The organism is Paraburkholderia sp. J63 (assembly GCF_905220245.1).
Lineage (GTDB): Bacteria > Pseudomonadota > Gammaproteobacteria > Burkholderiales > Burkholderiaceae > Paraburkholderia.
This window is the reverse complement of sequence record NZ_CAJMZF010000028.1, coordinates 41,392-66,381: the sequence shown is the minus strand read 5'-3', so window position 1 is coordinate 66,381 and position 24,990 is coordinate 41,392. Positions and strand designations below refer to the sequence as shown.

General features: G+C 66.7%; 22 protein-coding genes. 16 read left to right on the top strand and 6 right to left on the bottom strand.

The genetic code is table 11. From position 1 onward, the window contains the following. Positions 1-5 precede the first annotated feature (5 nt). Positions 6-695 (top strand): transcriptional regulator, encoded by a 690-nt coding sequence (locus U5775_RS25885; protein WP_322060957.1) that lies wholly within the window; start codon positions 6-8, stop codon positions 693-695. Then, positions 692-1,663, top strand: coding sequence for a threo-3-hydroxy-L-aspartate ammonia-lyase (locus U5775_RS25880; RefSeq protein WP_322060956.1), 972 nt, complete (start codon positions 692-694; stop codon positions 1,661-1,663). The genes U5775_RS25885 and U5775_RS25880 overlap by 4 nt, the downstream gene beginning before the upstream one ends. Positions 1,664-1,688: 25 nt before the next feature. On the opposite strand, the gene U5775_RS25875 is transcribed toward U5775_RS25880, so the two are convergent. Then, the gene (locus U5775_RS25875; RefSeq protein WP_322060955.1) at positions 1,689-2,585 is read right to left on the bottom strand and encodes a LysR family transcriptional regulator; all 897 of its coding nucleotides are present in this window, start codon (positions 2,583-2,585) and stop codon (positions 1,689-1,691) included. A gap of 144 nt (positions 2,586-2,729) precedes the next feature. Between U5775_RS25875 and U5775_RS25870 the strand changes: the two genes are divergently transcribed. The 5 genes from U5775_RS25870 (at position 2,730) to U5775_RS25850 (ending at position 11,578) form a co-directional block, all read left to right on the top strand. Further along, complete coding sequence (locus U5775_RS25870; RefSeq protein ID WP_322060954.1) at positions 2,730-4,082, top strand: MFS transporter; 1,353 nt, start codon at positions 2,730-2,732, stop codon at positions 4,080-4,082. A gap of 275 nt (positions 4,083-4,357) precedes the next feature. Next, positions 4,358-5,005, top strand: coding sequence for a response regulator transcription factor (locus U5775_RS25865; protein ID WP_322060953.1), 648 nt, complete (start codon positions 4,358-4,360; stop codon positions 5,003-5,005). Beyond that, entirely contained in the window at positions 5,002-5,781 is a 780-nt protein-coding gene (locus tag U5775_RS25860) for a response regulator transcription factor (RefSeq protein WP_322060952.1), read from the top strand. Before U5775_RS25865 ends, U5775_RS25860 begins: the two co-directional genes overlap by 4 nt. Before the next feature lie 318 nt (positions 5,782-6,099). Next, positions 6,100-6,843, top strand: a complete 744-nt coding sequence (locus U5775_RS25855) for an aquaporin (protein WP_415913653.1) — start codon at positions 6,100-6,102, stop codon at positions 6,841-6,843. Between the two features lie 22 nt (positions 6,844-6,865). Continuing rightward, a complete protein-coding gene (locus U5775_RS25850; RefSeq protein WP_322060950.1) occupies positions 6,866-11,578 on the top strand; it encodes an ATP-binding protein in 4,713 nt (1,570 codons plus the stop codon). Between the two features lie 212 nt (positions 11,579-11,790). On the opposite strand, the gene U5775_RS25845 is transcribed toward U5775_RS25850, so the two are convergent. Beyond that, positions 11,791-12,732 (bottom strand): LysR family transcriptional regulator, encoded by a 942-nt coding sequence (locus tag U5775_RS25845; RefSeq protein WP_322060949.1) that lies wholly within the window; start codon positions 12,730-12,732, stop codon positions 11,791-11,793. Between the two features lie 244 nt (positions 12,733-12,976). On the opposite strand from U5775_RS25845, the gene U5775_RS25840 reads away from it, so the two are divergent. The 4 genes from U5775_RS25840 to U5775_RS25825 all read left to right on the top strand — a co-directional run bounded on the left by U5775_RS25840 (position 12,977) and on the right by U5775_RS25825 (position 16,141). Continuing rightward, a complete protein-coding gene (locus U5775_RS25840) occupies positions 12,977-13,210 on the top strand; it encodes a hypothetical protein (RefSeq protein WP_322060948.1) in 234 nt (77 codons plus the stop codon). Beyond that, positions 13,207-14,343, top strand: a complete 1,137-nt coding sequence (locus U5775_RS25835; RefSeq protein ID WP_322060947.1) for a porin — start codon at positions 13,207-13,209, stop codon at positions 14,341-14,343. The genes U5775_RS25840 and U5775_RS25835 overlap by 4 nt, the downstream gene beginning before the upstream one ends. 267 nt (positions 14,344-14,610) lie before the next feature. After that, positions 14,611-15,045 (top strand): CHRD domain-containing protein, encoded by a 435-nt coding sequence (locus U5775_RS25830; RefSeq protein ID WP_322060946.1) that lies wholly within the window; start codon positions 14,611-14,613, stop codon positions 15,043-15,045. Between the two features lie 61 nt (positions 15,046-15,106). Further along, positions 15,107-16,141 carry an alpha/beta hydrolase gene (locus U5775_RS25825; RefSeq protein ID WP_322060945.1) on the top strand — a complete coding sequence of 345 codons (1,035 nt, stop codon included), beginning with the start codon at positions 15,107-15,109 and terminating at the stop codon, positions 16,139-16,141. Here U5775_RS25825 and U5775_RS25820 read toward each other — a convergent pair. Further along, the gene (locus U5775_RS25820) at positions 16,111-16,986 is read right to left on the bottom strand and encodes an EcsC family protein (protein ID WP_322060944.1); all 876 of its coding nucleotides are present in this window, start codon (positions 16,984-16,986) and stop codon (positions 16,111-16,113) included. The genes U5775_RS25825 and U5775_RS25820 overlap by 31 nt on opposite strands. Before the next feature lie 110 nt (positions 16,987-17,096). Here U5775_RS25820 and U5775_RS25815 point away from each other — a divergent pair, with 110 nt between their 5' ends. Next, a complete protein-coding gene (locus tag U5775_RS25815; RefSeq protein WP_322060943.1) occupies positions 17,097-18,692 on the top strand; it encodes an MDR family MFS transporter in 1,596 nt (531 codons plus the stop codon). A 124-nt stretch (positions 18,693-18,816) separates the two neighbouring features. Beyond that, the gene (locus tag U5775_RS25810) at positions 18,817-19,290 is read left to right on the top strand and encodes a MarR family winged helix-turn-helix transcriptional regulator (protein ID WP_322060942.1); all 474 of its coding nucleotides are present in this window, start codon (positions 18,817-18,819) and stop codon (positions 19,288-19,290) included. 108 nt (positions 19,291-19,398) lie between these two features. Here the strand turns inward: U5775_RS25810 and U5775_RS25805 are convergent, their stop codons facing one another. Further along, on the bottom strand, positions 19,399-20,706 hold the full coding sequence (locus U5775_RS25805; RefSeq protein ID WP_322060941.1) for an amino acid deaminase: 1,308 nt from the start codon (positions 20,704-20,706) through the stop codon (positions 19,399-19,401). Between the two features lie 180 nt (positions 20,707-20,886). Here U5775_RS25805 and U5775_RS25800 point away from each other — a divergent pair, with 180 nt between their 5' ends. The 3 genes from U5775_RS25800 to U5775_RS25790 all read left to right on the top strand — a co-directional run bounded on the left by U5775_RS25800 (position 20,887) and on the right by U5775_RS25790 (position 23,887). Next, positions 20,887-21,855, top strand: coding sequence for a MurR/RpiR family transcriptional regulator (locus tag U5775_RS25800; RefSeq protein ID WP_322060940.1), 969 nt, complete (start codon positions 20,887-20,889; stop codon positions 21,853-21,855). 52 nt (positions 21,856-21,907) lie between these two features. Continuing rightward, positions 21,908-23,380: a D-aminoacylase gene (locus U5775_RS25795; RefSeq protein ID WP_322060939.1), complete on the top strand. Its 1,473-nt coding sequence runs from the start codon at positions 21,908-21,910 to the stop codon at positions 23,378-23,380. A 117-nt stretch (positions 23,381-23,497) separates the two neighbouring features. Beyond that, positions 23,498-23,887 carry a RidA family protein gene (locus tag U5775_RS25790; protein WP_322060938.1) on the top strand — a complete coding sequence of 130 codons (390 nt, stop codon included), beginning with the start codon at positions 23,498-23,500 and terminating at the stop codon, positions 23,885-23,887. A 78-nt stretch (positions 23,888-23,965) separates the two neighbouring features. On the opposite strand, the gene U5775_RS25785 is transcribed toward U5775_RS25790, so the two are convergent. Together U5775_RS25785 and U5775_RS25780 are read right to left on the bottom strand one after the other, a co-directional pair. Then, the gene (locus tag U5775_RS25785) at positions 23,966-24,286 is read right to left on the bottom strand and encodes a helix-turn-helix domain-containing protein (protein WP_322060937.1); all 321 of its coding nucleotides are present in this window, start codon (positions 24,284-24,286) and stop codon (positions 23,966-23,968) included. Further along, positions 24,283-24,606, bottom strand: coding sequence for a type II toxin-antitoxin system RelE/ParE family toxin (locus tag U5775_RS25780; protein WP_415913652.1), 324 nt, complete (start codon positions 24,604-24,606; stop codon positions 24,283-24,285). The genes U5775_RS25785 and U5775_RS25780 overlap by 4 nt, the downstream gene beginning before the upstream one ends. Positions 24,607-24,990: the final 384 nt, after the last annotated feature.

The following is a 24,990-nucleotide window of genomic DNA, read 5'->3' as shown; positions in this document are numbered from 1 at the left end:
CAGTCATGGCGAAAATCGCGAAACACGCAAAACCCTCCCCGAGCGAGCGCACCCGCGAAAACCGGCTGCTCCTGCGCGAGGGCCGCAAGATCGTCGAGGCGCTCGGGCAGACGCTCGCGCCGCTCGTCGAGGTGGTGTTGCACGATCTCACGGCGCCCGAGCACTCGGTCGTCGCGATCTCGAACAACCTCTCGGGCCGCGAAGTCGGCGATGCGGCCACCGAAATGGGTCTCGCCCGCATTACCGATGCCGGCTTTCCCGAAGTCGTCGCCAATTATCCGAACCGCTTCCCCGACGGACGCCCGGTCAAGAGCACGTCCATCGGCCTGAAGAACAGCGCGGGCGAGTGCGTCGCGGCCATCTGCCTGAACATGGACGTTTCGCTGCTCGGCGCGGTCACGGCGGGCCTCGGCCAGTTGATGCAGACCGACACGGTCGCGCCCGTGGCGGAAACATTAGGGCCGCGCGGCAGCGGCGAAGCGCGCGAAAGCGTGCGCGCCGCGCTCGAGCGCTTTGCCGCCGCGCGCAACACCACGCCCATCGGCATGACGCTCGCGCAGCGCCGCGAAGCGGTGCGCGACCTTGCCGGGAGCGGCCATCTGAACCTGCGCCACGCGTTGGCCGAAGTGGCGCGCACGCTCGGCGTGGCGCGCTCGACCGTCTACACTTACCTGCCCAGCGAGCACGAACCATGAGCACACTGCCCATCTCCTTCGACGACGTCGCCGCCGCGCACGAGCGCATTCGCGGCGTCGCGCACCGTACCCCCGTCATGACTTCGCGCACGGCGAATGCGCTGGCGGGCGCGGAATTGTTCTTCAAATGCGAGAACCTCCAGCGCATGGGCGCCTTCAAGTTCCGCGGCGCCTATAACGCCATCGCGCAGTTCACGCCGGAGCAGAAGGCGGGCGGCGTGATCACGTTTTCGTCGGGCAACCACGCGCAGGCCATCGCGCTCTCGGCGCAACTGCTGGGCGTGAAGGCCGTGATCGTGATGCCGCAGGACGCGCCCGCGGTGAAGGTGGAGGCCACGCGCGGCTATGGCGGCGAAGTCGTTTTCTACGATCGCTATACCGAGGACCGTGAGGCGCTCGGCAAGCGTCTGGCCGCTGAGCGCGGCCTCACGCTCATTCCGCCTTACGACCATCCGCACGTCATGGCGGGGCAGGGCACGGCGGCCAAGGAGCTGTTCGAGGACGCGGGCGAACTCGACGTGCTGCTCACGCCGCTCGGCGGCGGCGGGCTGCTCTCGGGCTGCGCCACGGCCGCGCATGCGCTCGCGCCGCGCTGCACGGTGATCGGCGTCGAGCCCGAGGCCGGCAACGACGGCCAGCGCAGCCTGCAAACGGACTCGATCGTCCACATCGACACGCCGAAGACGATTGCCGACGGCGCCCAGACGCAGCACCTGGGCGGCTATACCTTCGCCGTGATCCGCGAGCGCGTGAGCGAGATCGTGACGGTGAGCGATGCGGAGCTCGTCGAGACGATGAAGTTCTTCGCGAGCCGCATGAAGCTCGTGGTCGAGCCTACGGGCTGCCTCGCCGCGGCGGCGGTGTTGCAGCGCAAGGTGGATGTGCACGGCAAGCGCGTGGGCATCGTGATCTCGGGCGGCAATGTCGATTTGCTGCGTTTCGCAGAACTGACGAGCGCGCAGTCCTGATCCGGGCCGCGGCGCGCACTGCCCGCTAGCCGAGCAACGCCGCGAGCGCCGCGCGCGCGTTCGTCACGTGCGCGCTCTCGCCGGGCCGCCCCGGCAGCAGATGGAACTCGGCCGCCGGCAGCGCGGGCAGGCCGAACGAGGCCGGGCAGGCCACGAGCCCTTCGCCGATCGCCGATTCGTTCAGACACGAAATCCCGAGACCCGCCTGCAGAGCGAGCTGCAAACCGGCGACGCCCGACGCCGAATGTGAAATCAGAAACGGAATGCGCGTACGCTCGAGCAGCTTCACGACATAGCGCTGCAACTGGCACGTGTCGGGCAGCAGCACGAGCGGCCAGGGCGGGGCGAGCGCCGCATGCTCGCGCAGCGTCTCGCGCGCACCGACCCAGAGCAGCTTCTCGCGCCGGATCGGCGTGCTCCGGCGCGCATCCGCCTTCGCTGCGGCGCGCTTGCCGCGCGTGTCCACCATGCGCAGCGCAAGGCCGATGTCGAAGGCACTGTCTTCGGCGCTGCTCTCGATCACGGCGCTCGGCAACACGGTCACATGCAGCCGCAGGCGCGGATGCTGGCTCGCGAAGCGCCGGATGATGGCCGCCACGTCGTGCGGCCGGAAGTAGTCGGTGATCGCGATGCGCACCTCGCCGTCGAGCGAGCGCCCGAGCATGTCGTCGAACGCGGCGTCGCACATCGCCACGATGCGGCGCGCGTGATCGACGAGCTTCGTGCCCGCCGGCGTGGGCGCGACGCCTTGCTTGCTGCGCACGAAGAGCGGCTGGCCGATGCGCTCCTCGAGCTTCTTCAACTGCTCGCTCACCGAAGACTGCGAGAGAAACACGCGTTCCGCGGCGCCCGAGACGCTGCCCGCCTCCGTGACGGCGATAAAGGTGCGCAACTGCGCGAGGTCGAGTCCGCGTGGGTTCATGTCGTGAGGTGCGATTCCGTTGAGGGCGCATCTTTCGATGCCTATGTTTCGGATTTTCCGATAACATTGATTGAATATTCCCGCTTTACCGATAGATGGTGCGCTCGTAGCATGGCCGCAGTCAATCCTTTTCTGGAGGCCATCATGAGGAACGCGAAGGGAAACACGAAAGCGCGAGGGGCGTCGCATCGCTGGAAGGTGCTGGGCGTTGGCGTGGCGGCGAACGCGAGCTTCGCGGCGGCTTTCTCGGGCATCCCGGCGACGGCGGTCTGGATCCGCTCGGACTACCGCATCGATACGGGCACGCTCGGACTGCTGCTCGGCATGCTCGGACTCGGCATCGTCATGAGCGAATTGCCGTGGGGCATGCTCACCGACCGATGGGGCGACCGGCGTGTGCTGCTCACGGGGCTCGGCTCGACCGCGGCGGCATTGATCGCCATGACGGCCTGGTGCGTGCCTCAGGTGGCGCACGTGCCGGGCGCACATGCGCTTGGGGCAGGTTTTCTCGCGATCGGCTTGCTCGGCGGCAGCGTCAACGGTTCGAGCGGGCGCGCGGTCATGGCCTGGTTCGGTCCCGGCGAGCGCGGCCTCGCGATGAGCATCCGGCAGACGGCCGTGCCGGCGGGCGCGGGCATCGGCGCAGTGATGCTGCCGGCGCTGGCCGCACACGCAGGCTTCGCATGGGTCTACGGCACACTCGCGGCACTGTGCGTTCTATCAGTAATCCTGACGATAGCGTGGGTGCGCGAACCGGAAGGCGCGGCGTCACGCGAAACGGCACGCGCGGGGCAGCACGAAGTGCCGCGCGCGCACTCGCCGCTGCGGCGCGTTCAGGTTTGGCGGATGGTGGCAGGTATTGCAGCGCTGTGCATGCCGCAAGTCGCGGTGATCTCGTTCGCAAGCGTGTTCCTGCATGACTTCGGCCATGCAGGCAGTGCGGCGACCGGTGCGGCGCTCGTGGCGGTGCAATTCGGCGCGGCGTGCATGCGCGTATGGAGCGGACGCTGGACCGACCGGCGCGGCAATCGCAACGCGTATTTGCGCGCATGCGCCGCGCTGAGCGTCGCGCTGTTCGTCTTGCTCGCCGCGACGACGGCATGGTTTGCGCACGCGGGCCGCTTCGTGCATGCGCTCCCGTTGGATGGAGCGTGCATCGTGCTGATCGCGCTGCTCGTGCTCGGTGGCATTGCCGCCTCGGCGTGGCACGGCGTCGCCTTCACCGAGCTCGCCACGCTCGCGGGCGAGGGCCGCGTGGGCACTGCGCTCGCGATGGGCAACACCGGTGCGTTCCTGGCATTCTGGCTCGCGCCCTCGGCGATTCCGATGCTGTTATCGGCGTCGGGCTGGCCTGCCGTCTGGTTTGCGGCCGCCGCGTGTGCGGCGCTGGCGTGGCCCGCATTTGCGCGCGCGTCATATCCGTCAGATGCAGTCAGCCAATCCGTCGCACTTTCGCACAAGCCAAAGGGGCAAGCGAGTCCACGAGCGGCAGCTTGACCGTCGCCGCACGCGGCACTATCCGACATGCCTCAAGGCGCGTGACGTACTCACGTCGGAGCTTCCCTGTTTGCTTCGCATTACTGAATCAAAATTTCCAGTTAAAGATGGTTTGACGTTTCGGAAATCTCTGATTCAGAGAACCTTTAATCGATGTTCAGATGTCGGATCCAGATGGTTACGCTTTGCGCAACATAGCCAACGTGAGCCCCGGCTGAAAGACCGGGCACGCATAGGCCGATCCGATATCCCTACTACATCGAGAGAGGGCCAACTTGAAACTACGAGTCGTCCTTGCCGACGATCATCCATTCGTTTTGCTGGGCGTTCGCTCGGCGCTCGAAGCTGCGGGAGACATCCAGGTCGTCGGTGAGGCGTCCGGCCCGGGTGCGCTTTTGCATACGCTCGAAAGCGTGCCGTGCGACATCGTGCTGACCGACCTCACCATGCCGTGCGACACCGGCGCGGCGGAGGACGGTCTGCATCTCGTGCGGCGCCTGTGTCGCGACTGGCCGCAGTGCCGCATCGTCGTCCTGACCAGCATCACGAACGTCGCCATCCTGCGCGCCGTGATGAACACCGGCGTCACCGCGCTCATCCGCAAGAGCGAGCCCATCGACGAGCTCACCGGCGCCGTGCGCGGCGCGGGTAGCGGCGTGCGCTACGTGAGCCCGCCGATTCTCGCGGAGCTGGCCGCCGCGGGCGCCGAGCGCGCGGAAAGCGCGCGCGTGCCGCGCCTGTCGCCGCGCGAATCGGAAGTGGTCCGGCAGTTCGTCCACGGCCGCACGATCACCGAAATCGCGCGCGCGCTGGATCGGGACGTGCGCACCGTGAGCCGCCAGAAGCGCGACGCCATGGCGAAGCTCGGCGTGAACAACGATGCAGGTCTTTTCGCCTTCGTGCGAGCCCACGGACTCCTATGAACCCGCCGTCGACCACTCAGGCCCATGTCTGGCCCGCACACCTGACGTCGGGGTTCGGCCGCGAGGGCGGCGTGCGCAGCCTGCAGGAGCTTGCGCTGCCCGACGTCGACGACAGGGCGCTGCCCGTGCGCGTCATCGTCGCCGACGATCATCCGCTCGTGCTGTTTGCGCTCGACAATCTGATCGCCACGCTGCCGAATGTGCGCATCGTCGCCCGCGCGCAATCGGTGGCGCAGCTCTTTCAGGAGGCCGCGCGCCACGAATTCGACCTCGTGCTGATGGATCTCTACATGCCCGGCGAAGGACGCGAGGAAGGGCACGACGCGATCCGCAGCTTCCAGGGCGAGCATGCGGGCAAGCCCATCGTCGTGCTCACCATGGAGAACGATGCCGTGGCGCTGCGCTCGGCGATCGAGCTCGATGTCGAGGCGGTGCTCAGCAAGCGCGATCGCATCGACCTGATTCCCGTCGCCATCGCCTCGGCAATGGCGCACGAGCAATACGTCGGTCCCGTGGTGCGCGATCTGCTGGAAAAGGCATCGCGCGCGCAGCGGCGGGCGCACGTGTATCAGGTGCTCTCGCGCCGGGAGTTCGAGGTCTTCACGCACTATGCCGCGGGCCTTGGCGTGACCGAGATTGCCAGCCTGCTCGGGCGCAGCGTCAAGACCATCAGTGCGCAGAAATGCGCGGCCATGAAAAAGCTCGCCCTCAACAGCGACATCGATCTCTATCGATTCGCGATCGAGTGCGGCGTCGTCCAGGACGACGCAGACTGAGGGCGACGGTGGCGCGCGCAACGCGCGCCATTTCCTGAAGCGGCTCGGGGGCAGATCCAATGGGCGCGGCATCTCATCGTCTGTCGGAATCTGCCGCGATGTCTCGCCGTGCCGTCCGACTTTTAAGAGTTGTCCTATCTGGCGGTGAGAGTCGTCTGATCATAATTTCCGTTTCGACGCGCGAAAGGTCGGACAGCGCGACTCTCGCGACTCTCATTCGATCCCGTCTCTGACATCGCTGGCGAGCTGCTCCGCACATCTGCCTGCAAACGGGCTGCGCGACGGTTTGCACGTCGCATCGGCAGGGTACGGAGGAAGGTGATGAAGCTCGGAAGGCGTTTGGCAGTGGAGGGCGCAGGCACGGCGTGGCTCGTGTTCGTGGGCTGTGCGAGCGCCGCGCTCAACGCGAGCGCGCCTGCGCAGGGCTGGAACGTCTTCAACATGGCCGCGGCCTTCGGTCTCGCGCTCGCCGTTGCGAACTATGTGTCGGGCCGCTTGTCGAGCGCGCATTTCAATCCCGCTGTCACGATCGGCTATGCGATTGCGGGCCGCTTTCCTGCCCGCGACGTCGCACCGTATATCGCCGCGCAGACCGCGGGCGCGCTCGCGGGCGCGGCGCTGCTCGCGGCCGTCGCGACTGGCCGGCCGGGCTTCGCGTTCGTCGTGTCCGACTTCGGCAGCAATGGCTACGACGAGCACTCGCCTTCCGAGTACGCGTTTGCCGCGGTGTGCGCCGTCGAATTGATCATGACGTTCGCATTCGTGTTCGTTCATCTCGTCGTGTCGGATTCGCCGCAACGCCGTGCGTCGGCGCCCGCCGCGCTGGGGGCGTGCTTCGCGGCCATTTACCTGATCGCCATTCCCGTGAGCAACGGCGGCATGAATCCGGCGCGCTCGACGGGCCCGGCGTTGTTCGTCGGCGACTGGGCGCTCGACCAGCTTTGGCTGTTCTGGGCGGCGCCGATGCTGGGCGGCATGATCGCCGGCGTCTGCCACCGGTTCCTGATGGGACGCCGAACGCGTCCCGGTACGAGCGCGGGCGGGGCGCTCGGCGACGCCTGAGCGCTGCGCACGACGTTTCCCCATGAAAGCGACGCTGCCAGAGCGCCAGATTGCGCCCATTGAACTGATTGAGCCGGTCGTGGCGCACCCGATGCCGCGTGTGTTACCGCGCGTGCCTTGCACGCGGCCCAACGCATGCCGTGCGCTCGCGCCGATGCTCGTGCAAGCATGCCGTTTTGCCATGCTGGCGTGCTTCCTTTTTTGCGCAGCGCTGGCAAGCCCCGCGCGCGCCGCGCAAGCTCAGGCGCCGGAATTCCGCGTGCTGCCTGTGCCCGCCGCGCAGCCCCAATCGGGTCCAGCGTCCGATTCCTCGGCCGGGATACCCGAATCCGGCGCTTTTCCCCCGGTACTCACCGTCGGCGTCGTGGCGGGCGGCTGGCCGCCGCTCGAAGTGCTCGAAGGCAATACGCTGAGCGGTTTCAGCGCCGACTATCTGCGGCTCGTCGTCGGCTCGCAGGTGAAGCTCGTGCCGCGCGTCTACCCCAATATGGCGGCATTGCTGGCGGGCGCGTGCGCGGCCGAAATCGACGTGGTCATGAGCCTCGCGCGCGTCCCGCAGCGTGAGCGCTGCCTCGCGTTCACCGTGCCTTATCTGAGCGATAACGTCGCCTTCGTCACGCGCGTGGGCAATGAGTCGATCGCCACCACGGCGCGCCGTTTTGCCCGCGCGCGCATCGCCGTCGAAAACGGTTATGTCCTCGAGTCGTTATTGCGCGAGCGCTTTCCTCAAGCGGAAATTCTTCCGTTCGCCAACACCGGCGCGGCCATGCATGCCATCGCCGAGGGCGGCGCCGATATCTACGCAGGTTTCGCGCCGGTCGTGCGCTATCAGCTCCTCCATCATGACGCCTACCGCGGGCTGCGCGTGGCCTACGAGGAGCGCATCAAGGTGCGTGAGCTGCGCTTCGCGGTGCCGGTCTCGCAAGCCGCGCTGCGCGATCAGCTGAACGTGGCCGCGGGCGGCGTGCGGCCCGCCGTGGCGGCTGCGCTGCGCGCGCGCTGGCTCGACGGCGCCGGGAGCGCCGGACAGGGCGACGGGCCGCGCTCGCCGCCGTTCGTCCTCGATGCAGGCGAGCGCGCGTGGCTGCGCTCGCTGCCGCCGCTCAAGGTGGGCTTCGATGCGAGCTGGCTGCCCTTTAGCCATGCGAGCCGCCGCGGCTATACCTCGGGCATGGCGAACGACTACCTCAACTATCTGAGCGACAAGCTCGGCGTGACGTTCGAGCGCGTGCCGGTGACCCGTTGGCCGGATGCGGGCAAGGCGTTCGAGCGCGGCGAATTCGCCCTGCTCGCGACCACGGTCGGCGATGGCGGCTTGCCCGATACCACGCTCTATACCCAGGCCTTCGAGCACTATCCGCTCGTGATCGTCGGCCGCCGCGACGAGCCGATGGCGCGCAGCCTCAACGATTACACCGAGCGCCGCGTAGTGCTGGCGCCGCATGCGCCGGCGGCGCGCGCGCTGTTTGGCGCAGCACAGCCCATTCGCACGCTGCGCGCGGCCACGCTCTCCGAGGGGCTCGCGATGGTCCAGCGCAACGACGCCGACGTGCTGGTGGGCGACGCGGCCGCACTCGACGGGCCGCTTAGCCGTCAGTACCTCGAAACGCTCAAAGTGGTGGGCGCGATCGGCACGGACGGCGCGACGGCCTTCGCGGTGCGCACCGACCTTGCGCCGCTCAAGACGCTCATCGATCGCGCGCTCGACGCGATGTCGCCCGTCGAGCAGCAGGAGATCCGCAACCACTGGACCGGCGTGGTTGCCCAGCGCAGCAGCGGGTGGAGCGTGAATGCGCTCAGGCTCCTGCCGCTCCTGATTGCATTCGGCGTGGTGCTGCTCGTCACGCTGCGCGCCTACGTGCTCCTGCAGCGCGAAATGCGCCGGCGCCGGCGTGCCGAGCAGGTGCTCGCGAAGCAGGTCGAGCTGCAGGACACCATGACGGAGATGATTCCGTACCCGCTCGGCGTGCGCGACCTCGACAATCGCTACCTCGCGGTGAACCGCGCCTACGAAGAGATGACCGGCATGCGGCGCAGCGAGGTGCTGGGCCGCACGGGCGCCGCGGTGGCGGCGTGGGGCGTGGAAAACAGCCTGCGCGTGGACGATCTCTACGCCAGGACCGTGGAAGAAGGCAAGGGCCAGCGCGTCGAGTTCGTGTTCGACGGTTCCGGCAGCGGCGGCGCATCCGGTGTCAGGAAGCGCCACGGCATCTTCTGGACGCGCCTGTGCCGCGATGCGCACGACGTGCCCCTGTGCGTGCTCGGCACGATGATCGACATCACCGATATACGCCGCGCCGAAATGCGCGCGCGCGCCTCCGAGCGGCTGCTCTCCGACGTCACGCGCTCGCTGCCCGCGATCGTGTTCCAGTTGCGGCGCGGGCCCGATGGCCGCTACGCGTTCCCGTATCTCGGCGGCGACACACAGCGCCTGCTCGGCGACACGGTCACGCAACTCATGCGCGCGAGCGCGCTCGATCTCGCCCGTGTGAACTGGCGCGACCGCGCGCGGCTTGTGACGGCGCTCGAGCGCTCGGCACATCTGCTCATGCCGGTGAACACCGAGTTCCGCTTCCGCGGCGCGGCCGGCCTGCTCTGGGTGCGCGCGGAGTTCGTGCCGCGCCGCACGGAAGATAGCGCGGTCGTCTGGAGCGGCTATGCCGTCGATGCGAACGTCGAGCACGCGCGCGCCGACGAGCTCTCTCGCGCGCGCGACCTCGCCGAGGCCGCGTCGCGCGCCAAGGACGACTTCCTCGCGATGATGAGCCACGAAATCCGCACGCCCATGAACGGCGTGCTCGGTCTCGTGGAGGTGCTGGAGCGCACGCCGCTCAACCCCGACCAGACGCAGATGGTCGGCATGGTGCAGGAGTCGGCCGGCGCGCTGCTGCAGATCCTCGATGATCTGCTCGACTACTCGAAGATCCAGGCGGGGCGGCTCGTGATTGCTTCCGAGCCGTTCGACATGCGCGAGCTCGTCGACAACGCCGTCGGGCTGCTCGCGGGGCGCGCGCACGAGAAGGGACTCAAGGTGCGCGTGGACGTCGGCGCTGGCGTGGCGGCGCAACTGCGCGGCGACAGCGTGCGTCTGCGGCAGATTCTGTTCAACCTGCTCAGCAACGCGATCAAGTTCACCTCGCATGGCGAAGTGAGCGTGAGCGTCACGGCGCGCGACGTGGCGAGCCCGCGCGGCAAGTCGCCGCGCCAGCGCGTCGCGATCACGGTGGCCGACACGGGCATCGGCATCGCACCCGAGGCGCAGGCCCAGTTGTTCGAGCCTTTCGTGCAGGCGGAGACGTCCACGACGCGGCGCTTCGGCGGCACGGGACTCGGCCTGACGATCAGCCGCAAGCTCGCGGCCTTGATGGGCGGCGCGCTCGAACTACGCAGCGAAGTCGGCAAAGGCACGCGTCTCACGCTGCATATCGAATTGCCGCTCGAAGCGCGGGCCGGTCACGCGAACGCCCTGCGCGGCAAGCGCGCGCTCGTGGTCTGCGACGATGCCCGCGTGGCTGGCGCGCTCATGCACTTCGGCGTGTCGCTCGGCATGAAGATGACGCGCCTGGAGTCCGGTCCGTCGTGCGTGCGGGCCGCGATGCGCACGCTGGCGGCGCACGGCGGCGTCGATCTCGTGTTCGTTGCCGAAGCGCTCGCGGGCGCGCTCGACGGGCATGGCGTGCCGGTCATCCGCCTGACCGAAAATCCCAAGCCGAGCGGCTACCGGGTCGTAGAGAGCGGCGTGCGCGTGAGCGTCAATCCGCTTTCGTGGCGCGGTCTGGGCGCGGCTTGTGCGATGGCGCTCACCGGTCTGCCCGCGGTCGCGGCGCGGCCCGCGTTTGCGACGGAAGCCGCGCTCGCGGCGCCCGATCGCGACAAGGAGCGCGCGGCGGGACGGCTGATTCTCGTCGCCGAGGATCACCCCGTGAATCAGGAGCTGATCCGCCATCAGCTCGCGCTGCTCGGCTTCGCGTGCGACGTGGTCGGCGACGGCGCGCAGGCGCTCGAGGCGCTGGCGAGGGAGCGTTATGGCTGCCTGATCACCGATTGTCATATGCCGAACGTATCGGGCTATGACCTCGCGCGGCGCGTGCGCGAAATCGAAGCGGCCGAGGCGCGCCAGAAGGGCAAGGCTACGGGCGCCGCGCCGCGCTTGCCGATTCTCGGCATTACGGCGAATACGGCGCCCGAAAATTTGCGGCTGTGCCGCGAGGCAGGTATGGACGAGTGTCTCATCAAGCCCACGCGCGTCGCGACGCTGCGTGATCAGCTCGCGCGCTGGTTCGGCGCGGAGAACGCGCTTCGCAGCGCGCAGGAGCCGGCGCTGCCGGGCCCGCGCGCCGGCGCCGCGGTGCGTAACGATGTGGCGCCGGACGACGCCGGCGAGGCGGGTGCGGGCGATCCGCTCGACCTCGCGCACATGATCCAGGTGTGGGGCAGCGAGGCGACGGTGAAGGCGCTGCTAGGGTCGTTCGTCAGTGCGATGCGCGACGATCTGGATGCGCTGCCGGAACTGCTGGACGAGATCGATATCGGACGCCTGCGCGAATGGCACCACCGGCTCGCGGGTGCGGTGGGCGTGCTGCATTATCCGGCACTGTTCGCGGTGCTCGAAACCTGGCGCAGTCATATGAACAGTCACACGCCGGAGCAATTGCGCGAGGAAGGGTTCGCGCTCATCCGCACCTGCCGTGCGATGCTCGACGGCATCGAGAAGCAGGCCGCGCTGCTGGCCTGAAGGTGAAGGGCGCGCGTTTTACACGTTCTTTTACGCGTTCCGTTTCGATGTACCGATGCCGAACGCGAAGCTGGCAGTTTTGCCAGAAATGCGCGGCAAAAAAAACGCGGCCGAAGCCGCGTTCAAGGTTGGAGACCCTTCGATGAAGAGTCACTTCTCGCAGAACGAAGCATAGTTCGCACGCCGCGAGAAATCGAGATAAAAACGATCAATTAACTATTACCGGATATACCGATAATCGTCTGGCGAGAAATATCCTGATTGCGGAACCAGTCGACCGTGAAATCGACGAACGAGCGCGTCTTCGCGGGCACATGGCGTCGGCCCGGATAGACCAGCGAGAGCTCTTTGTCGGCGTCGCGAATTTCATAATCGGCGAGCACGCGCACGAGCGCCCCCTGCGCCAGATCGGCGGCTACCTGGCTCGCCGGCAGGATCGTGATGCCCATGCCTGCGAGCGCCGCCTGACGCAGCATCACCGCGTTATTGACGGCATAGGCCGGCTCGATGCGCACGAGTTCGCGCACGCCCTCGGCGCTTGCGAAATGCCATTCGCTGCCGTGAATGTCGGCGGACGGCGCAAGCAACGTGTGCTGCGCGAGTTCGGCCGGATGCCCTGGCGCGCATTGCGCCTCGAGATAGGCCGGCGACGCCACCGCGACCGGCGCGACGGTAACGAGCGGACGGCGGATCAACGTGCCGCCGCTCACCTGGCGCGGCGCCACGATGCCCACGTCGAAGCCTTCTTCGATGAGGTCGACGGGGCGGTGCAGCAGCGTGAGCGCGAGCCGGACCTGTGAGAATGCGGCGAGATACTGCTTGAGCAGCGGCGTGAGGCCGTGCAGCGAGAACGACGCATGCGCCACGACGCGCAGTGTGCCCGAGGGCACCGACACGCCGTGTGCGATCTGCGTTTCGACGCGCTCCAGATCTTCGAGCATATGCCGGCACGCCTGCGCGTATGCACCTCCTGCTTCGGTCAACGAAATGCTGCGCGTATTGCGGTTGATGAGACGCGCATGAAGATGCGCCTCGAGCAGCGCGACATAGCGCGTGACGACGGCATTCGAGAGATTGAGGCTCGTGGCGGCGCGACCGAAGGAGCCGTGTTCGGCGACGCTCACGAACACGCGCATCGCCTGAAGCTGATTCATTGTTTTGGGCTGCATCGACATGGGACGGACGGGGTTTGCAGCGTTGGCGCGATGTTTGTTTGCGCACAGACAAGGCTCGGAGCAGGACTGCCGCGCGAGCGTTGCAGGATAGTACCGACAGGAGATAGCCCCTCGGAATGAGACTGTTCCTAAACCGCTGTTTGTCTCGAATTAATGGTGTTGCCTCACGGCAACGCTATATCGGGATAGTGCCCAGTCGTCGCGCTTGTGCGCGAATTTGAGATTGAGCGAACGCTTTGACGGTCAAGCGATTGCGGCGCAGGTCACGACAGTATTCGACTTCTTCGAAAAAGCTTTTGCCCTGGTGCGGGATGGCTGCTCTAAAAGTGATGCCCATAAACTTTGGCCTGCGTATCAATGCGGCGCCGGGTTTGCGGCGCTGAATGATCAAGCGAGCCGGCGCGATGCCGGCGGCGCCACTTTTGCCGAAAGGCTTTGCATCGAAGGAAGCATATGAAAAAGAGTCTGGCTATCGCGGCCGCAGTCACCGCGACATTTGCATCGGCGTCGTACGCGCAAAGCAGCGTGACGCTCTACGGTATCGTTGACGCCGGTATCACCTACACCACCAACATCGCCAGAATCGACGACAGTGGCAACGTGGTCGGCAACAATCGTTTCGGCATGACGAGCGGCAATGTCCAGGCGAGCCGTTGGGGCCTGCGCGGCGCTGAGGATCTGGGCGGCGGTCTGAAGGCGATCTTCACCCTCGAAAGCGGTTTCGACGTCACGAACGGCCAGCAGAATGGCGGCCTGTTCAACCGCCAATCGTACGTCGGCCTGACGCAAGACCAGTACGGTACGCTCACGTTTGGTCGCCAGTTCGACTCCGTGATCGACTACGTCGGCCCGCTCACCGCGGTCGGCACGTGGGGTGGCACCTACATGGCGCACGTGATGGACAACGACAACGGCAACGGCACGTTCTCGCTGAACAACGCGGTCAAGTACACGAGCCCGAACCTCTCGGGCTTCCAGTTCGGCGGTGCCTACGCGTTCTCGAACCAGGCTGGCGGGTTCGCCAACAACCGGGCGTACAGCGCCGGTATGGGTTACTCGAACTCCGGTCTGCGTCTGGGCCTGGCCTATTTGCAGGCACAGGGCATGAACAATAACCCGACCGGCGGTGCGGTGACGAACGACCAGTTCGGCGCGCGTCAGCGTGAGCGCGTGTGGGGCGGCGGTGCGAGCTACACCTGGGGCCCGGCAGTGGCCGGCGTGGTGTTCACGCAAACGCGTCTGTACGGTCTGAGCGACGGTTACTCACTGCGCTATAACAACATCGAAGCCAATGTGCACTACAACCTGACGCCGGCACTCGGCCTCGGCGCAATGTACACGTACACCAACTCCAACGGCTCGCTGCTCGCCGCCGAAGGTGGTGGCCGTACCGCGCACTGGAACCAGTTCGGTCTGCAAGCCGACTACTCGCTCTCGAAGCGTACCGACGTCTACCTCGAAGGCGTGGGCGTGTGGGGCGCAGGCCAGGCCGCAGTGGGCATGACCGAAGTGGGCTACACGTCGACGGGCGGTGTTTCGTCGTCGAAGAACCAGGGCATCATTACGACGGGTATCCGTCACCGCTTCTAATGACGCAGGCGGTCCGGCTTAAGGCCGGGCCGTGAAGCCCGTCAGGAAGCAATCAAGAAGTGAAGTAGTAGAAGGTAGTACTTGGGTTAAGAGCGCCGCTCGCGGCGCTCTTTTTTTCGTCCGTCACTTTTCTGTGCCGGATGGTTCCCCCGAGCTTTCGCTGCCGCGGGTAATGCCGCATCGGACGCTTTTATCGGATTTGCTCTAGCATGTGACGAGGCGGCTGTCGCCGGGTGGTACAGCACGTCACAACAAAGGAGAACTCCCATGAAAGCGCTTCGTCCGCTGCAGTTTGCTCTCGCTCTGTGTGTCCTCGCTTCTAGTGCCGCATTCGCCGACACTGTCGCGCTGAAGGCCGATCTCGAACCTTCCAGCGAAGTCCCGCCGCGCGTGAGCCAGGGGCACGGCATGCTCAATGCGACGTTCGATACGTCCACGAAATCGCTGAACTGGACCATCACTTACGAAGGCCTGTCGACTCCGGTGACGGCCGCGCATTTCCACGGCCCCGCGCCGGTTGGCCAGAACGCAGGTGTGCAAGTGCCGATTCCGAAGGGTGAACTCGCCAGTCCGATCAAGGGTTCCGCGACGCTCAACGAAAAGCAGGTCACCGATCTGATGGCCGGCCAGTGGTATTTCAACATTCATACGCAGCAGAACCCGTCGGGCGAGATTCGCGGACAGGTGCTGCCGGCGAATTGAGTACCCGGAGCGCCCGGAGCCCACGCCGGGTTGTGCGCCGCCGCGCGAGGAGCCATGCCTCATGAGTCTGCAAGGCAGGTTGATCTGCTGGTTCTTGCGCCGCCGCTTTCTTCCGGCGACGCGCGGCCCCGTCGATGTCGCACGCGTGCGCGCGCAAACCGAAAAGCGCGTGTGGCTGCCTCCCGTACCCAAGGGCTGGCAATTGCGCGAGCAATATCGCGCCGCTGGCGCTCCCGATGCGCCCGGCGCTCCACCGGGTGGCGAATGGCTCGTGCGCGAGGGCGGGGCGCCGCGCACGATCCTCTATCTGCATGGCGGCGGCTACTACTTCTGCTCGCCGAAGACGCACCGCGCCATCACGTTTGGCCTCGCCACGCGCGCCGAGGCCGACCTCTTCTCGCTCGACTATCGTCTTGCGCCCGAGCATCCGTTTCCTGCGGCGCTCGACGACGCGCTGGCCGCCTACCGGCGCCTGCTGGCCGACGGCGCGCGTGCGCAGTCGCTCGTGATCGCGGGCGATTCGGCCGGGGGCGGGCTTGCGCTGGCCACGCTCGTCGCGTTGCGTGACGCCGGCGATCCGCTGCCGGCCGGCGCGGTGCTCTATTCGCCGTGGACCGACCTCGCGGTCACGGGCGCATCGATTCGCGAAAACGACGGGCGCGACCCGATGTTTTGCGGCGACGTGTTCGCGCGCATTGCACCGCTCTATCTGGGCGACGCGAGCGCGACCGATCCCTATGTCTCTCCGCTTTACGCCGATTTCCATGGCTTGCCGCCGCTCTTCATGCTGGCGGGCAGCACCGAGACGTTGCTCGACGATACGCGTCGGGTCGCGGAGCGCGCGCGGGCGGCCGGCGTGAGCGTCGAATGCACGATAGGGCGCGATCTGCCGCACATCTGGCCGATTTATGCGCCATTCATGCCCGAGGCGCGGCGCGCGCTCGACGACTCCGCGCGCTTCGTGGAGCGTGTGACGATGGCCGACGACACCGCCCGCGCGCAGAAGTCCATCCACGGGCAAGCGGGGCCCGGGCCCGATGCACCGTCAAGCGCAGTTCAATCGGCTCAATCGAGCGCAACGTCGATCCCGTCATAGGCCGCGTGCACCGCGGCCTCGCCGTAGCGGCGCTCGAGCTTGCGCACGGTGAAATGGCCGTGCGCGACGTTCTGGAAGTGATCGATGAATACCGTGTTCACCATGGCGCCAAGCACCGCGCCGATGGCCGGAATCGACTTCGCGGCCACCTGCTCGCTCACCTGCACGGAAAAGCGCGTGGCCACGGTCTGCATGAGCTTGAGCAACGCGGTCGAACCGTGCGCGGCGAAACCCTTGGTCGCCATCTCCGACGACGCCTTCGAGACCGCCTGGGCAAGCGCGCCGCGCACGATGAAGTAGCCGAAGTCGGCTTCGTCGTCGTCGGCCGAGCGTCCGCCCATGCCGAATACGGTCAGGCATTGGAGCTGGACGTCGGCGCTCGTGAGGTCTTCGCCTTCGCTGCGCGCGATGTCGCAGATCGAGCGGAACATCAGCGTCGTCGTGACGGGCAGCTCGACCGGCAGCGCGAACAGGCCGAACGCGCCGCCCGCCGCGCCCGTCGTGGCGACCGCGAACTTGTGCAGCAGGTTGCTTGGCCTCGCGACCGGCTTCGCGCCGGGTTTCTGCTGTGCGCCGGCCACCGCCGTATCCCCGGCGGTCTCCAGCGCGTCTTCGCCCTGTTTGCCGAGCGTCTTGAGCGCAAGCTGCAGGCATTTGCGCAGCGCCGCCTGGGTGGCGTCGTTGACCTTGTCGTTCGCCACGGCGGGGAGCTTCGCGATCAGTTTCTCGACCGGCGCGCCCACGATCGCGGCGAGCTTCATGCCGAGCGGCGGCGTTTCCAGCTCATATTTCGCACGCTTGAGCGCGGCCAGATCGGCTTCGGAAAAATCGGAATATGGCCCCATAAATCTCCCGGGAAAACGGTGCGGCAAGCGCCGCTCGACGCCCAGTGTAGAGGATCGCCTCGTGCTATGATGTCGATTCTTTGACGCATCAATCATTGCAGGATCAAAAAATGGCCGTCCATACTGCCGCCCATCACTCAAGCGGGCAGGTGCTGCCGTTCCGGGAGTCGCTGATGGCGATGCTCGGCATCTCCTTTGTGACCATGCTGGTTGCGCTGGACCAGACTGTCGTCGGCACCGCGTTGCCGACCATCGTCGCTGAATTGCGCGGCTTCGAGCTCTACGCGTGGGTCGCCACGTCCTATCTGCTGACCTCGGTAATCACCGTCCCCATTTTCGGGCGCCTCGGCGACTACTACGGGCGCAAGCCGTTCGTGATTGCGTCGATCGTCGTGTTCACGGGCGCCTCGGTGCTGTGCGGCGCGGCCAACAGCATGATGTTCCTCGTGCTCGCGCGCGGCTTGCAGGGCATCGGCGGCGGCATGCTGGTGGGCACCGCGTTCGCCTGCATCCCCGATCTCTTTCCCGATTCGGTCGTGCGCCTCAAATGGCAGGTGCTGATGAGCTCGGCGTTCGGCATCGCCAATGCGGTAGGGCCTTCGCTCGGCGGCTTTCTCACGCAGTATTGCGGCTGGCGCTCGGTGTTCTACGTGAACCTGCCGGTCGGGCTGCTTTCGCTCGTCTTCGTCTGGCGCTATCTGCCGCACCTGCGCCACGTCACGCACAAGGAGCGCATGCGCCTCGACTGGCCCGGCGCGCTGCTCATCGCCGTGACGCTCGGCAGCCTGCAGTTGTTCGTCGAGCGGTTGCCGGAGCATGGCGTGACGTTTTCCGCGCTCGGTCTGCTCGCGCTGGCCGCCGCTGCCGGCTGGGCGCTGTGGCACTGGGAGCGGCGCTGCCCGCAGGCGATCCTGCCCGTCGACATGTTCCGCAACGCGAGCCTCAATGCGCTCTTCACGCTGGCGGTGCTGGGCGGCTTCACGATGTTCTCGCTGCTGTTCTATGCGCCGTTGCTGTTCCAGGGCGGCTTCGGCATGACGCCGAACGAGGCGGGCATGGTCATCACGCCGCTCGTGGTGTTCATCACGATCGGCAGCATCGCGAACGGGCGCATCGTTTCGCGCATTCGCAACCCGAACCGGATGCTCTACATCGGCAATTCGATGCTCGCGTTCGCGTGCTTCGCCGTTGCGCTCGCTTCGCACAACACGCCGCACACGCTGCTGATGGCGTTCATGATCGTGGGCGGCCTCGGGCTCGGCTTCGTGATGCCGAACCTCACCGTATTCGCGCAGCAGACCGCGGGCCGCGAGCATCTGGGCATCGCCACGGCGCTGCTGCAGTCGCTGCGCATGATCGGCGGGATGATCGGCACGGCGCTGACCGGCACGATGGTCACGCAGCTTTATACGAGCGGCGTGCAAAAGGCGCTGGACGCCGACCACGCGACGCACTGGTTCGCCCAGCTCTCCGATCCGCAGATTCTCATCAATCGCGATGCGCAGCACACGCTCGTTGGCGAACTCGTGAGGGCCGGGCACAATGGCGCGCCGTTGCTGGAAGCGGCGCGCGAGGCGCTGGTGGGCGCGATCCATCTGGGCATTGCGGTGGCCGCGACCATCGCGCTCGTGTCGATCTGGCAGACGCGGCGCGTGCCGCCCATCAAGCTGCAGCGCAAGGTCGAGCCCGTGATTCACGCCGATTGAGCGCGAGGGCCGCGGCAGCAGCCCGATAGATACGACGGGCGGAAAGCGGCGGAACGAGGAAGAAGAAGGCAGCGCGGCGCGCAAGGCCCGTTGCCAGAGACAGGAAGACAGGCAGGAACACAGCATGGAAACACAGGACCGCATCGCCATCGTCCAGCAGTTCGGACGCACTTATCGCGCGTTCATGTCGGCGTTCGAGGCGCAGGTGGGGCATCCGTTGCCGCGCTGGCGCATTCTGCTTGCGCTGCACGACCAGGACGGCGCGTCGTCGCAGAAGCGGCTCGTCGAGCGCCTGCGCGTGGACCCTGGCGCGCTCACGCGGCAACTGAAGCCGCTGGAGGCGCTCGGCTGGATCGCGCGCAGCGCCGACGCGCGCGACAACCGCATCACCAATGTCCAGCTCACGCGGGCGGGGCGCGAGGCCGTCGAGGCGGGCCTGCCGCGACGCAACGCGTTCCTGAACCAGACGATGTCGCTGCCCGACGACGCGCTCACGGCGCTTTCAGGGGCATTGCGGATGATGGAGGAGCGCATTGGCCTCGCGGTGGCCGCGCAAGCCGAAGCGGCCGCGAGCACGGAAGCGAAGGAAGGCGCGTAAGGAAACGCGCGTAAGGCGACCGAAAAAGAACGCCGATAAAAATACGGCCAGGCTGCAAGGGCCTGGCCGTCGTACATTCCCTCTGCCGTCTGTCGAACGGCCAAGCGATCAGAAGAACGTTTCGATCACTTCCGTCACGCGATACTGCCCGTCGACCATCAGCACCTGGCGCCACTTGTCGAAGGTGAGGCAGGGGTGCGAGATGTCGAAGCCGATCATGTCGCCGACCTTGATGTCCGCGCCGGCCGGGATCTGCAGATAGGCGTGCTGATCCATCATCTGGAAAATCTCCCAGCCCTCGCTTGCGGCGATCTCGCGCGGCTCGCTTTTGCCGCCATTGCTACTGTCACCACCGTCGCTCGAAGGGCGATAGTGGCGCGTCGGCTCCGGAAAGCCCGCGTCGAACGCGGCGTCGCGCTTGCCGAAACCGACGATCGCGCGGCCCGGCTCCGGAATCGACTGCACATAGGCCCAGAGCTGCAGCGCCGGCAGCAGCGCCACGCCCATCTCGCGCGCGACCGGATTGCGCGTGAGGATCTGCGACTGCGCCTGCTTGTAGACGCCCACGTCGTGCGTGAGGTAGCAGCCGGGGCGCAGTACCACGTCGATCGCGCCCGCCTGCGTGGCCTTCGCGAACTCCTCGGCCACCACGTCGTACCACGCCGATCCCGCGCCCGAGAGCAGCGCGGGCGAGCGCGAGAAGCGGCCCGCGGCGGCGAGTTCTTCGGTGACGTTGAGCGCGTCGCGCAGGAAGGTGCGCACCTCGCTTTCTTCCTTGAGGATGCCCTCGTAGATCTCCACGCCCGCGAGCTTGAGCGAGTCGGGATAGCACGCGATTGCGTCGAGCACGGCGCGGCGCGTGTCCGCGTCGCGCACGCCGGTACGCCCGCGCGGCACGCCCAGTTCGAGCAGCACCTGCAGCGTGCGCTTCGAGGCGCGGAAGAATTCGCCCAGTTGCTCGACGCCTTCCACCGAGTCCACGAGACAGAAGAATTCGAAGTCGGGGTCGCTCAGCAGCTCGGCGATGATCGCCATGTTCCGGCGGCCCACGAGCTGATTCGCCATCAGCACGCGCGAGATGCCGCCGCGATACGCGGCGCGCGTCTGATGCGCCGTGGCGAGCGTGATGCCCCACGCGCCCGTTTCGATCTGGCGGCGAAACAGCTGCGGCGCCATCGTGGTCTTGCCGTGCGGCGCGAGCTTCACGCCGTAGCGCGTGACGAAATCCTGCATCCACTTGAGGTTGTGCTCGACGCGGTCCGCGTAGAGCACGGCGGCCGGCAGGCTCACGTCCTCGGCGAGCAGATTCCATTCGAGGCGCGCTGCGTCGCCTAGCGGCACGCTCGCGCCCGGCAGGTTGCCGAGGCCCTTGCTGTTCGGGTCGATCGTCGCACTCTGATAGTTTGTAACTTTCATTTCCGTTCGCTCCATACTCTCCATTGCGCCTCTATACTGCGGACATGGCAGGCTCGGCGTTGACTCGGAGATAGTACACAAAGTACCATCTGTTCGGGAAATGTTATTTATTAACAAAGCTTCGCCGTTGGTTCATCCACCCGTTCACCCGCTTACTGCCCTGAGCCCTGCGCGCCCTTCATGAATTCCGCCGCCGAACCGGGACGTTTCGATATCGTTGCCCGCATCGCGCAATGCGTGCCGGATCTGCGTCCGGCCGAGCGCGACGTGGCCGCCCTGATTCTCGACGACCTCGCCGCCGCCGCGCGCGCGAGCATCGGCGAGCTGGCGCGGCGCGCGGGCGTGAGCGTGGCGTCGGTCACGCGCTTCGCGAAGGCGGTGGGCTGCCACGACGTGCGCGAGCTCAAGCTGCGGCTCGCCCAGGCCGCTGCCGTGGGCGAGCGCTTCTTGCGCGCGGCGCCGCAAGACGGCGGCGATGGCCCGCAGACCGGCAAGGGCAAGCGCGGCAAGCGCCGCGCTGAAAGCGCCTCGGTGCCTTCGGATGATGCGCTCGCCACGCGCGTCTACGACGAAATCCATGCCGCGCTCGCACGCAATCACGAGCTGCTGCGCCAGGCGCCGCTCGCCGAGGCCGCCGCCGCGCTGCGAGAGGCGCGCATGATCTACGTGTTCGGCATGGGCGGCGGCTCCAGCGCGCTCGCCGACGAAATGCGCTTTCGCCTCGTGCGGCTCGGCCGGCCCGTCGCGTCGTATCAGGACAGCCTGCTGCAGCGCATGGTCGCGAGCACGCTCTCGCCCGATTGCGTGGTCGTCGCGCTTTCGGTAACAGGTCGCGTGCCCGAGCTGCTCGATGCGTGCCGCATCGCGCGCGATTACGGCGCGAAGCTCGTCACGCTCACGGCGCCGGCGTCGCCGCTCGCCGCGCTCGCCGACTGGCTCGTGCCGATCGTCGCGAGCGAGACCGATTTCATTTACAAGCCTTCGTCATCGCGTTACGCGATGATGATGGCGCTCGACGTGCTCGTGACGGAGCTCGCGCTCGCGCAGCCCGAAGCGAGCCGCGAGTTGCTGCGCCGCATGAAGCTCACGCTCGACACGCATCGCGGGATTGCCGGGCGCGGCGGCGCGCGCCAACCGCTCGGCGATTGACAACTTTGGATGAGACCGGAGCATGCGTTCCGGATCGACAGGAGAACAAGCCATGCATTCGCATCCGGAAGCTGCCGACACCCTGATCATCGGCGCCACGCTCTACGACGGCACGGGCGCGCCGGGCGTCGAGCGCGACGTCGCGTTGCGCGACGGGCGCATCGCCGCCATCGGCAATCTGTCGAACTGGCTCGCGGAGGAAGTGATCGAGGCCAACGGGCGCGCGCTCGCGCCGGGCTTCATCGACGTTCATACGCACGACGACACGCACGTGATCCGCTCGCCGCAGATGCTGCCCAAGATCAGCCAGGGCGTGACGACGGTGGTCGTCGGCAATTGCGGGATCAGCGTTTCGCCGGTGTCGCTCAGGGGCGATCCGCCCGACCCGATGAATCTGCTCGGCGAGCGCGAGGCGTTCCAGTACCCGACCTTCGCGGCCTACGTGGACGCCGTGAACGGCGCGAAGCCCGCGGTGAACGTGGGCGCGCTGATCGGCCATACGGCGCTGCGCAACAACCACATGGACGATCTCAAGCGCGCCGCCACCGGCGACGAGATCGCGGCAATGCGCGCGCAGCTCGAAGAGGCGCTCGCGCATGGCGCGCTGGGGCTCTCCACGGGGCTCGCCTATGGCAACGCCTTTGCGGCGTCGACCGAGGAAGTCGCCTCGCTCGCCGAGCCGCTCGCCGCCGCCGGCGCGCTCTACACGACGCACATGCGCACCGAGTTCGACGCCATCCTCGAGGCCATGGAGGAGGCGTACCAGATCGGCAAGCACGCGCGCGTGCCGGTCGTCATTTCGCATCTGAAGTGCGCGGGCCCGTCGAACTGGGGGCGCAGCACGGAAGTGCTCGCGTCGCTCGAAGGCGCGCGCAAGTATCAGCCCGTGGGCTGCGACTGCTATCCGTACAGCCGCAGCTCGTCCACGCTCGACCTCAAGCAGGTGACGGGCGACATCGACATCACGATCACGTGGTCGACGCCGCATCCCGAGCAGGCGGGCAAGCTCATCAAGGACATCGCCGCCGAATGGGGCGTCTCGCAGCAGGAGGCGGGCAAGCGTCTGCAGCCGGCGGGCGCGGTCTATCACAACATGTCCGAGGACGACGTGCGCCGCATCCTCTCGCATCCCGCGACGATGGTGGGCTCGGACGGCCTGCCGAACGATCCGCTGCCGCATCCGCGCCTGTGGGGCGCGTTCCCGCGCGTGCTCGGCCATTACGCGCGCGACGTGGCGCTGCTGCCGCTCGAAGAGGCGGTGCGCAAGATGACGGGTTTGTCGGCGCGGCGCTTCGGCCTCGCGCAGCGCGGCGAGGTGCATGTGGGCTGGCACGCCGATCTCGTGCTGTTCGACCCCGCGAAGGTGCGCGACGCGGCGACCTTCGAGAAGCCGCAGCAGGTGGCCGAGGGCATCGACGCGGTATGGGTGAACGGCGTGCTCTCGTATCGCGACGGTCAGCCGACGGGCGAGCGCGCGGGACACTTCGTCGCGCGAGGCACGCGCGATGCACAACAGGCGTTCTAGCGTTCCCGATTCGGTAACCCAGGTTTTTCAGGCACACACACAACGACCCCAGGCGTGCGCGGTATCGGACACTAGTCGCGAAGCCGCATGCGCCGCACGAACTCAAAGGAGCAAACGATGAAACGAATTGGAGCGGAAGGCGGTAAGGGCCAGGGCGGACAACATCTGCCGTTCGCGCGCGCGGTGGAAGCCGACGGCTGGCTGTACGTCTCGGGCCAGACGCCGATGGAAGGCGGCGAGGTGATCCACGGCGGCATCGTCGAGCAATCGCACAAGGCCATCCAGAATCTTTTCGCCATCCTGAAGGAAGCCGGCTACGGCGCGGAGCACGTGGTGCGCTGTGGCGTATGGCTCGACGACGCGCGCGACTTCCAGTCGTTCAACAAGGTGTTCCGCGAATACTTCGGCGAGCATCCGCCGGCACGCGCCTGCGTGCAGTCGAGCATGGTGGTGGACTGCAAGGTCGAGGTCGATTGCGTCGCGTATAAGGCGCCGGCCGGGAAGTAAAGGCTGAGGGTTCATGCAAGGGCGCACGCGAGCGCCTTGCGAACGTGGCGAGGAAAGTGACGAGAAGCGGCTGCCGGATTATCTGGCGGCCGTTTCCTTATTGGTGTCGCCGCCGCGCGGCGGCCCCTGCGTGATGCGCAGTTCGATCTTCATGCCGGCGGCCACGGCCATGTTGATGAGCGAGTCGAGCGAGAACAGTTCGATCTTGCCGCGCACGAGGTCGGATACGCGCGGTTGCGTTACGCCGAAAAGCTGGGCTGCCCGGGCCTGGCTCATCTTGTTGCGCTTGATGTATTCCTCGAGTGCGATCATCAGATCGCTGCGCAACGTCATGTTTTGGGCGGCCTCGGGCGTGTCTTCGAGGGCATCCCAGACACTGTCGAATTGCTGAGTCTTCACGGTTCGGATTCCTGTGTTTGGGCAGCGCGGTAACGCTGCCTCGCGAGGGAAAGATCGGTAAACGCCGTCTTTTCCGTTGTCTTCCTGAAGCAGTGCAGCACGTGGATCGTATTGCGAATGCGCGCCACATAGAGCACGCGAAACGCGCCGCGCTCGTCGCGAATGCGAATCTCGCGCGCACCCTGACCCACGGGATTCATGGGCTTCCAGTCGTGCGGATCGAGTCCGTGCTGGACGCGGCGCAATTGACGCTCCGCTTCGCGCCGTGCCTTTTCGGGAAACCGCTTGAGGTCGGCTAACGCACTGCCGCAGAACTCCACCGGCTTCACATTGCTGAGATTATATAAAATTTTATATGCCCTCCAAGGAGTTGAGCCGCCCGGCGAGCGCCGGGAATGACATGGCTCAAGTCTCTGAATGGACGGGTGTTTGCGCCCCCGATTTCATCAAGTCCCAGCGCGTTTCCGGGCATCGCTGGCCATCCGGTCAGGGGCCTGAATTCCCAATATTTGAGCGACCCAATCACATATTGGAGATCGCGGAAAAACCGCCCTACAATCCGATCCATCCGACATGACCCGCCGGGCGCTCCCAAACAGCGCGCCCGAGCGCAAGTCGGCATAGCCCAGACAAAAGCCCGCGGCCGCGCAAATCGCGCGATGCGACGGGCAAAAATCGGAGACGCCAGCCATGTTCCAGCCCGC

What these genes read in the sequence shown, in the direction of transcription:
- U5775_RS25825 (WP_322060945.1), top strand. Translation starts at nt 15,107, where the DNA reads ATGAGTCTGCAAGGCAGGTTGATCTGCTGGTTCTTGCGCCGCCGCTTT.
- U5775_RS25830 (WP_322060946.1), top strand. Translation starts at nt 14,611, where the DNA reads ATGAAAGCGCTTCGTCCGCTGCAGTTTGCTCTCGCTCTGTGTGTCCTC.
- U5775_RS25805 (WP_322060941.1), bottom strand. Translation starts at nt 20,706, where the DNA reads ATGAAAGTTACAAACTATCAGAGTGCGACGATCGACCCGAACAGCAAG.
- U5775_RS25835 (WP_322060947.1), top strand. Translation starts at nt 13,207, where the DNA reads ATGAAAAAGAGTCTGGCTATCGCGGCCGCAGTCACCGCGACATTTGCA.
- U5775_RS25820 (WP_322060944.1), bottom strand. Translation starts at nt 16,986, where the DNA reads ATGGGGCCATATTCCGATTTTTCCGAAGCCGATCTGGCCGCGCTCAAG.
- U5775_RS25875 (WP_322060955.1), bottom strand. Translation starts at nt 2,585, where the DNA reads ATGAACCCACGCGGACTCGACCTCGCGCAGTTGCGCACCTTTATCGCC.
- U5775_RS25800 (WP_322060940.1), top strand. Translation starts at nt 20,887, where the DNA reads ATGAATTCCGCCGCCGAACCGGGACGTTTCGATATCGTTGCCCGCATC.
- U5775_RS25815 (WP_322060943.1), top strand. Translation starts at nt 17,097, where the DNA reads ATGGCCGTCCATACTGCCGCCCATCACTCAAGCGGGCAGGTGCTGCCG.
- U5775_RS25885 (WP_322060957.1), top strand. Translation starts at nt 6, where the DNA reads ATGGCGAAAATCGCGAAACACGCAAAACCCTCCCCGAGCGAGCGCACC.
- U5775_RS25795 (WP_322060939.1), top strand. Translation starts at nt 21,908, where the DNA reads ATGCATTCGCATCCGGAAGCTGCCGACACCCTGATCATCGGCGCCACG.
- U5775_RS25790 (WP_322060938.1), top strand. Translation starts at nt 23,498, where the DNA reads ATGAAACGAATTGGAGCGGAAGGCGGTAAGGGCCAGGGCGGACAACAT.
- U5775_RS25870 (WP_322060954.1), top strand. Translation starts at nt 2,730, where the DNA reads ATGAGGAACGCGAAGGGAAACACGAAAGCGCGAGGGGCGTCGCATCGC.
- U5775_RS25850 (WP_322060950.1), top strand. Translation starts at nt 6,866, where the DNA reads ATGAAAGCGACGCTGCCAGAGCGCCAGATTGCGCCCATTGAACTGATT.
- U5775_RS25880 (WP_322060956.1), top strand. Translation starts at nt 692, where the DNA reads ATGAGCACACTGCCCATCTCCTTCGACGACGTCGCCGCCGCGCACGAG.
- U5775_RS25810 (WP_322060942.1), top strand. Translation starts at nt 18,817, where the DNA reads ATGGAAACACAGGACCGCATCGCCATCGTCCAGCAGTTCGGACGCACT.
- U5775_RS25860 (WP_322060952.1), top strand. Translation starts at nt 5,002, where the DNA reads ATGAACCCGCCGTCGACCACTCAGGCCCATGTCTGGCCCGCACACCTG.
- U5775_RS25845 (WP_322060949.1), bottom strand. Translation starts at nt 12,732, where the DNA reads ATGAATCAGCTTCAGGCGATGCGCGTGTTCGTGAGCGTCGCCGAACAC.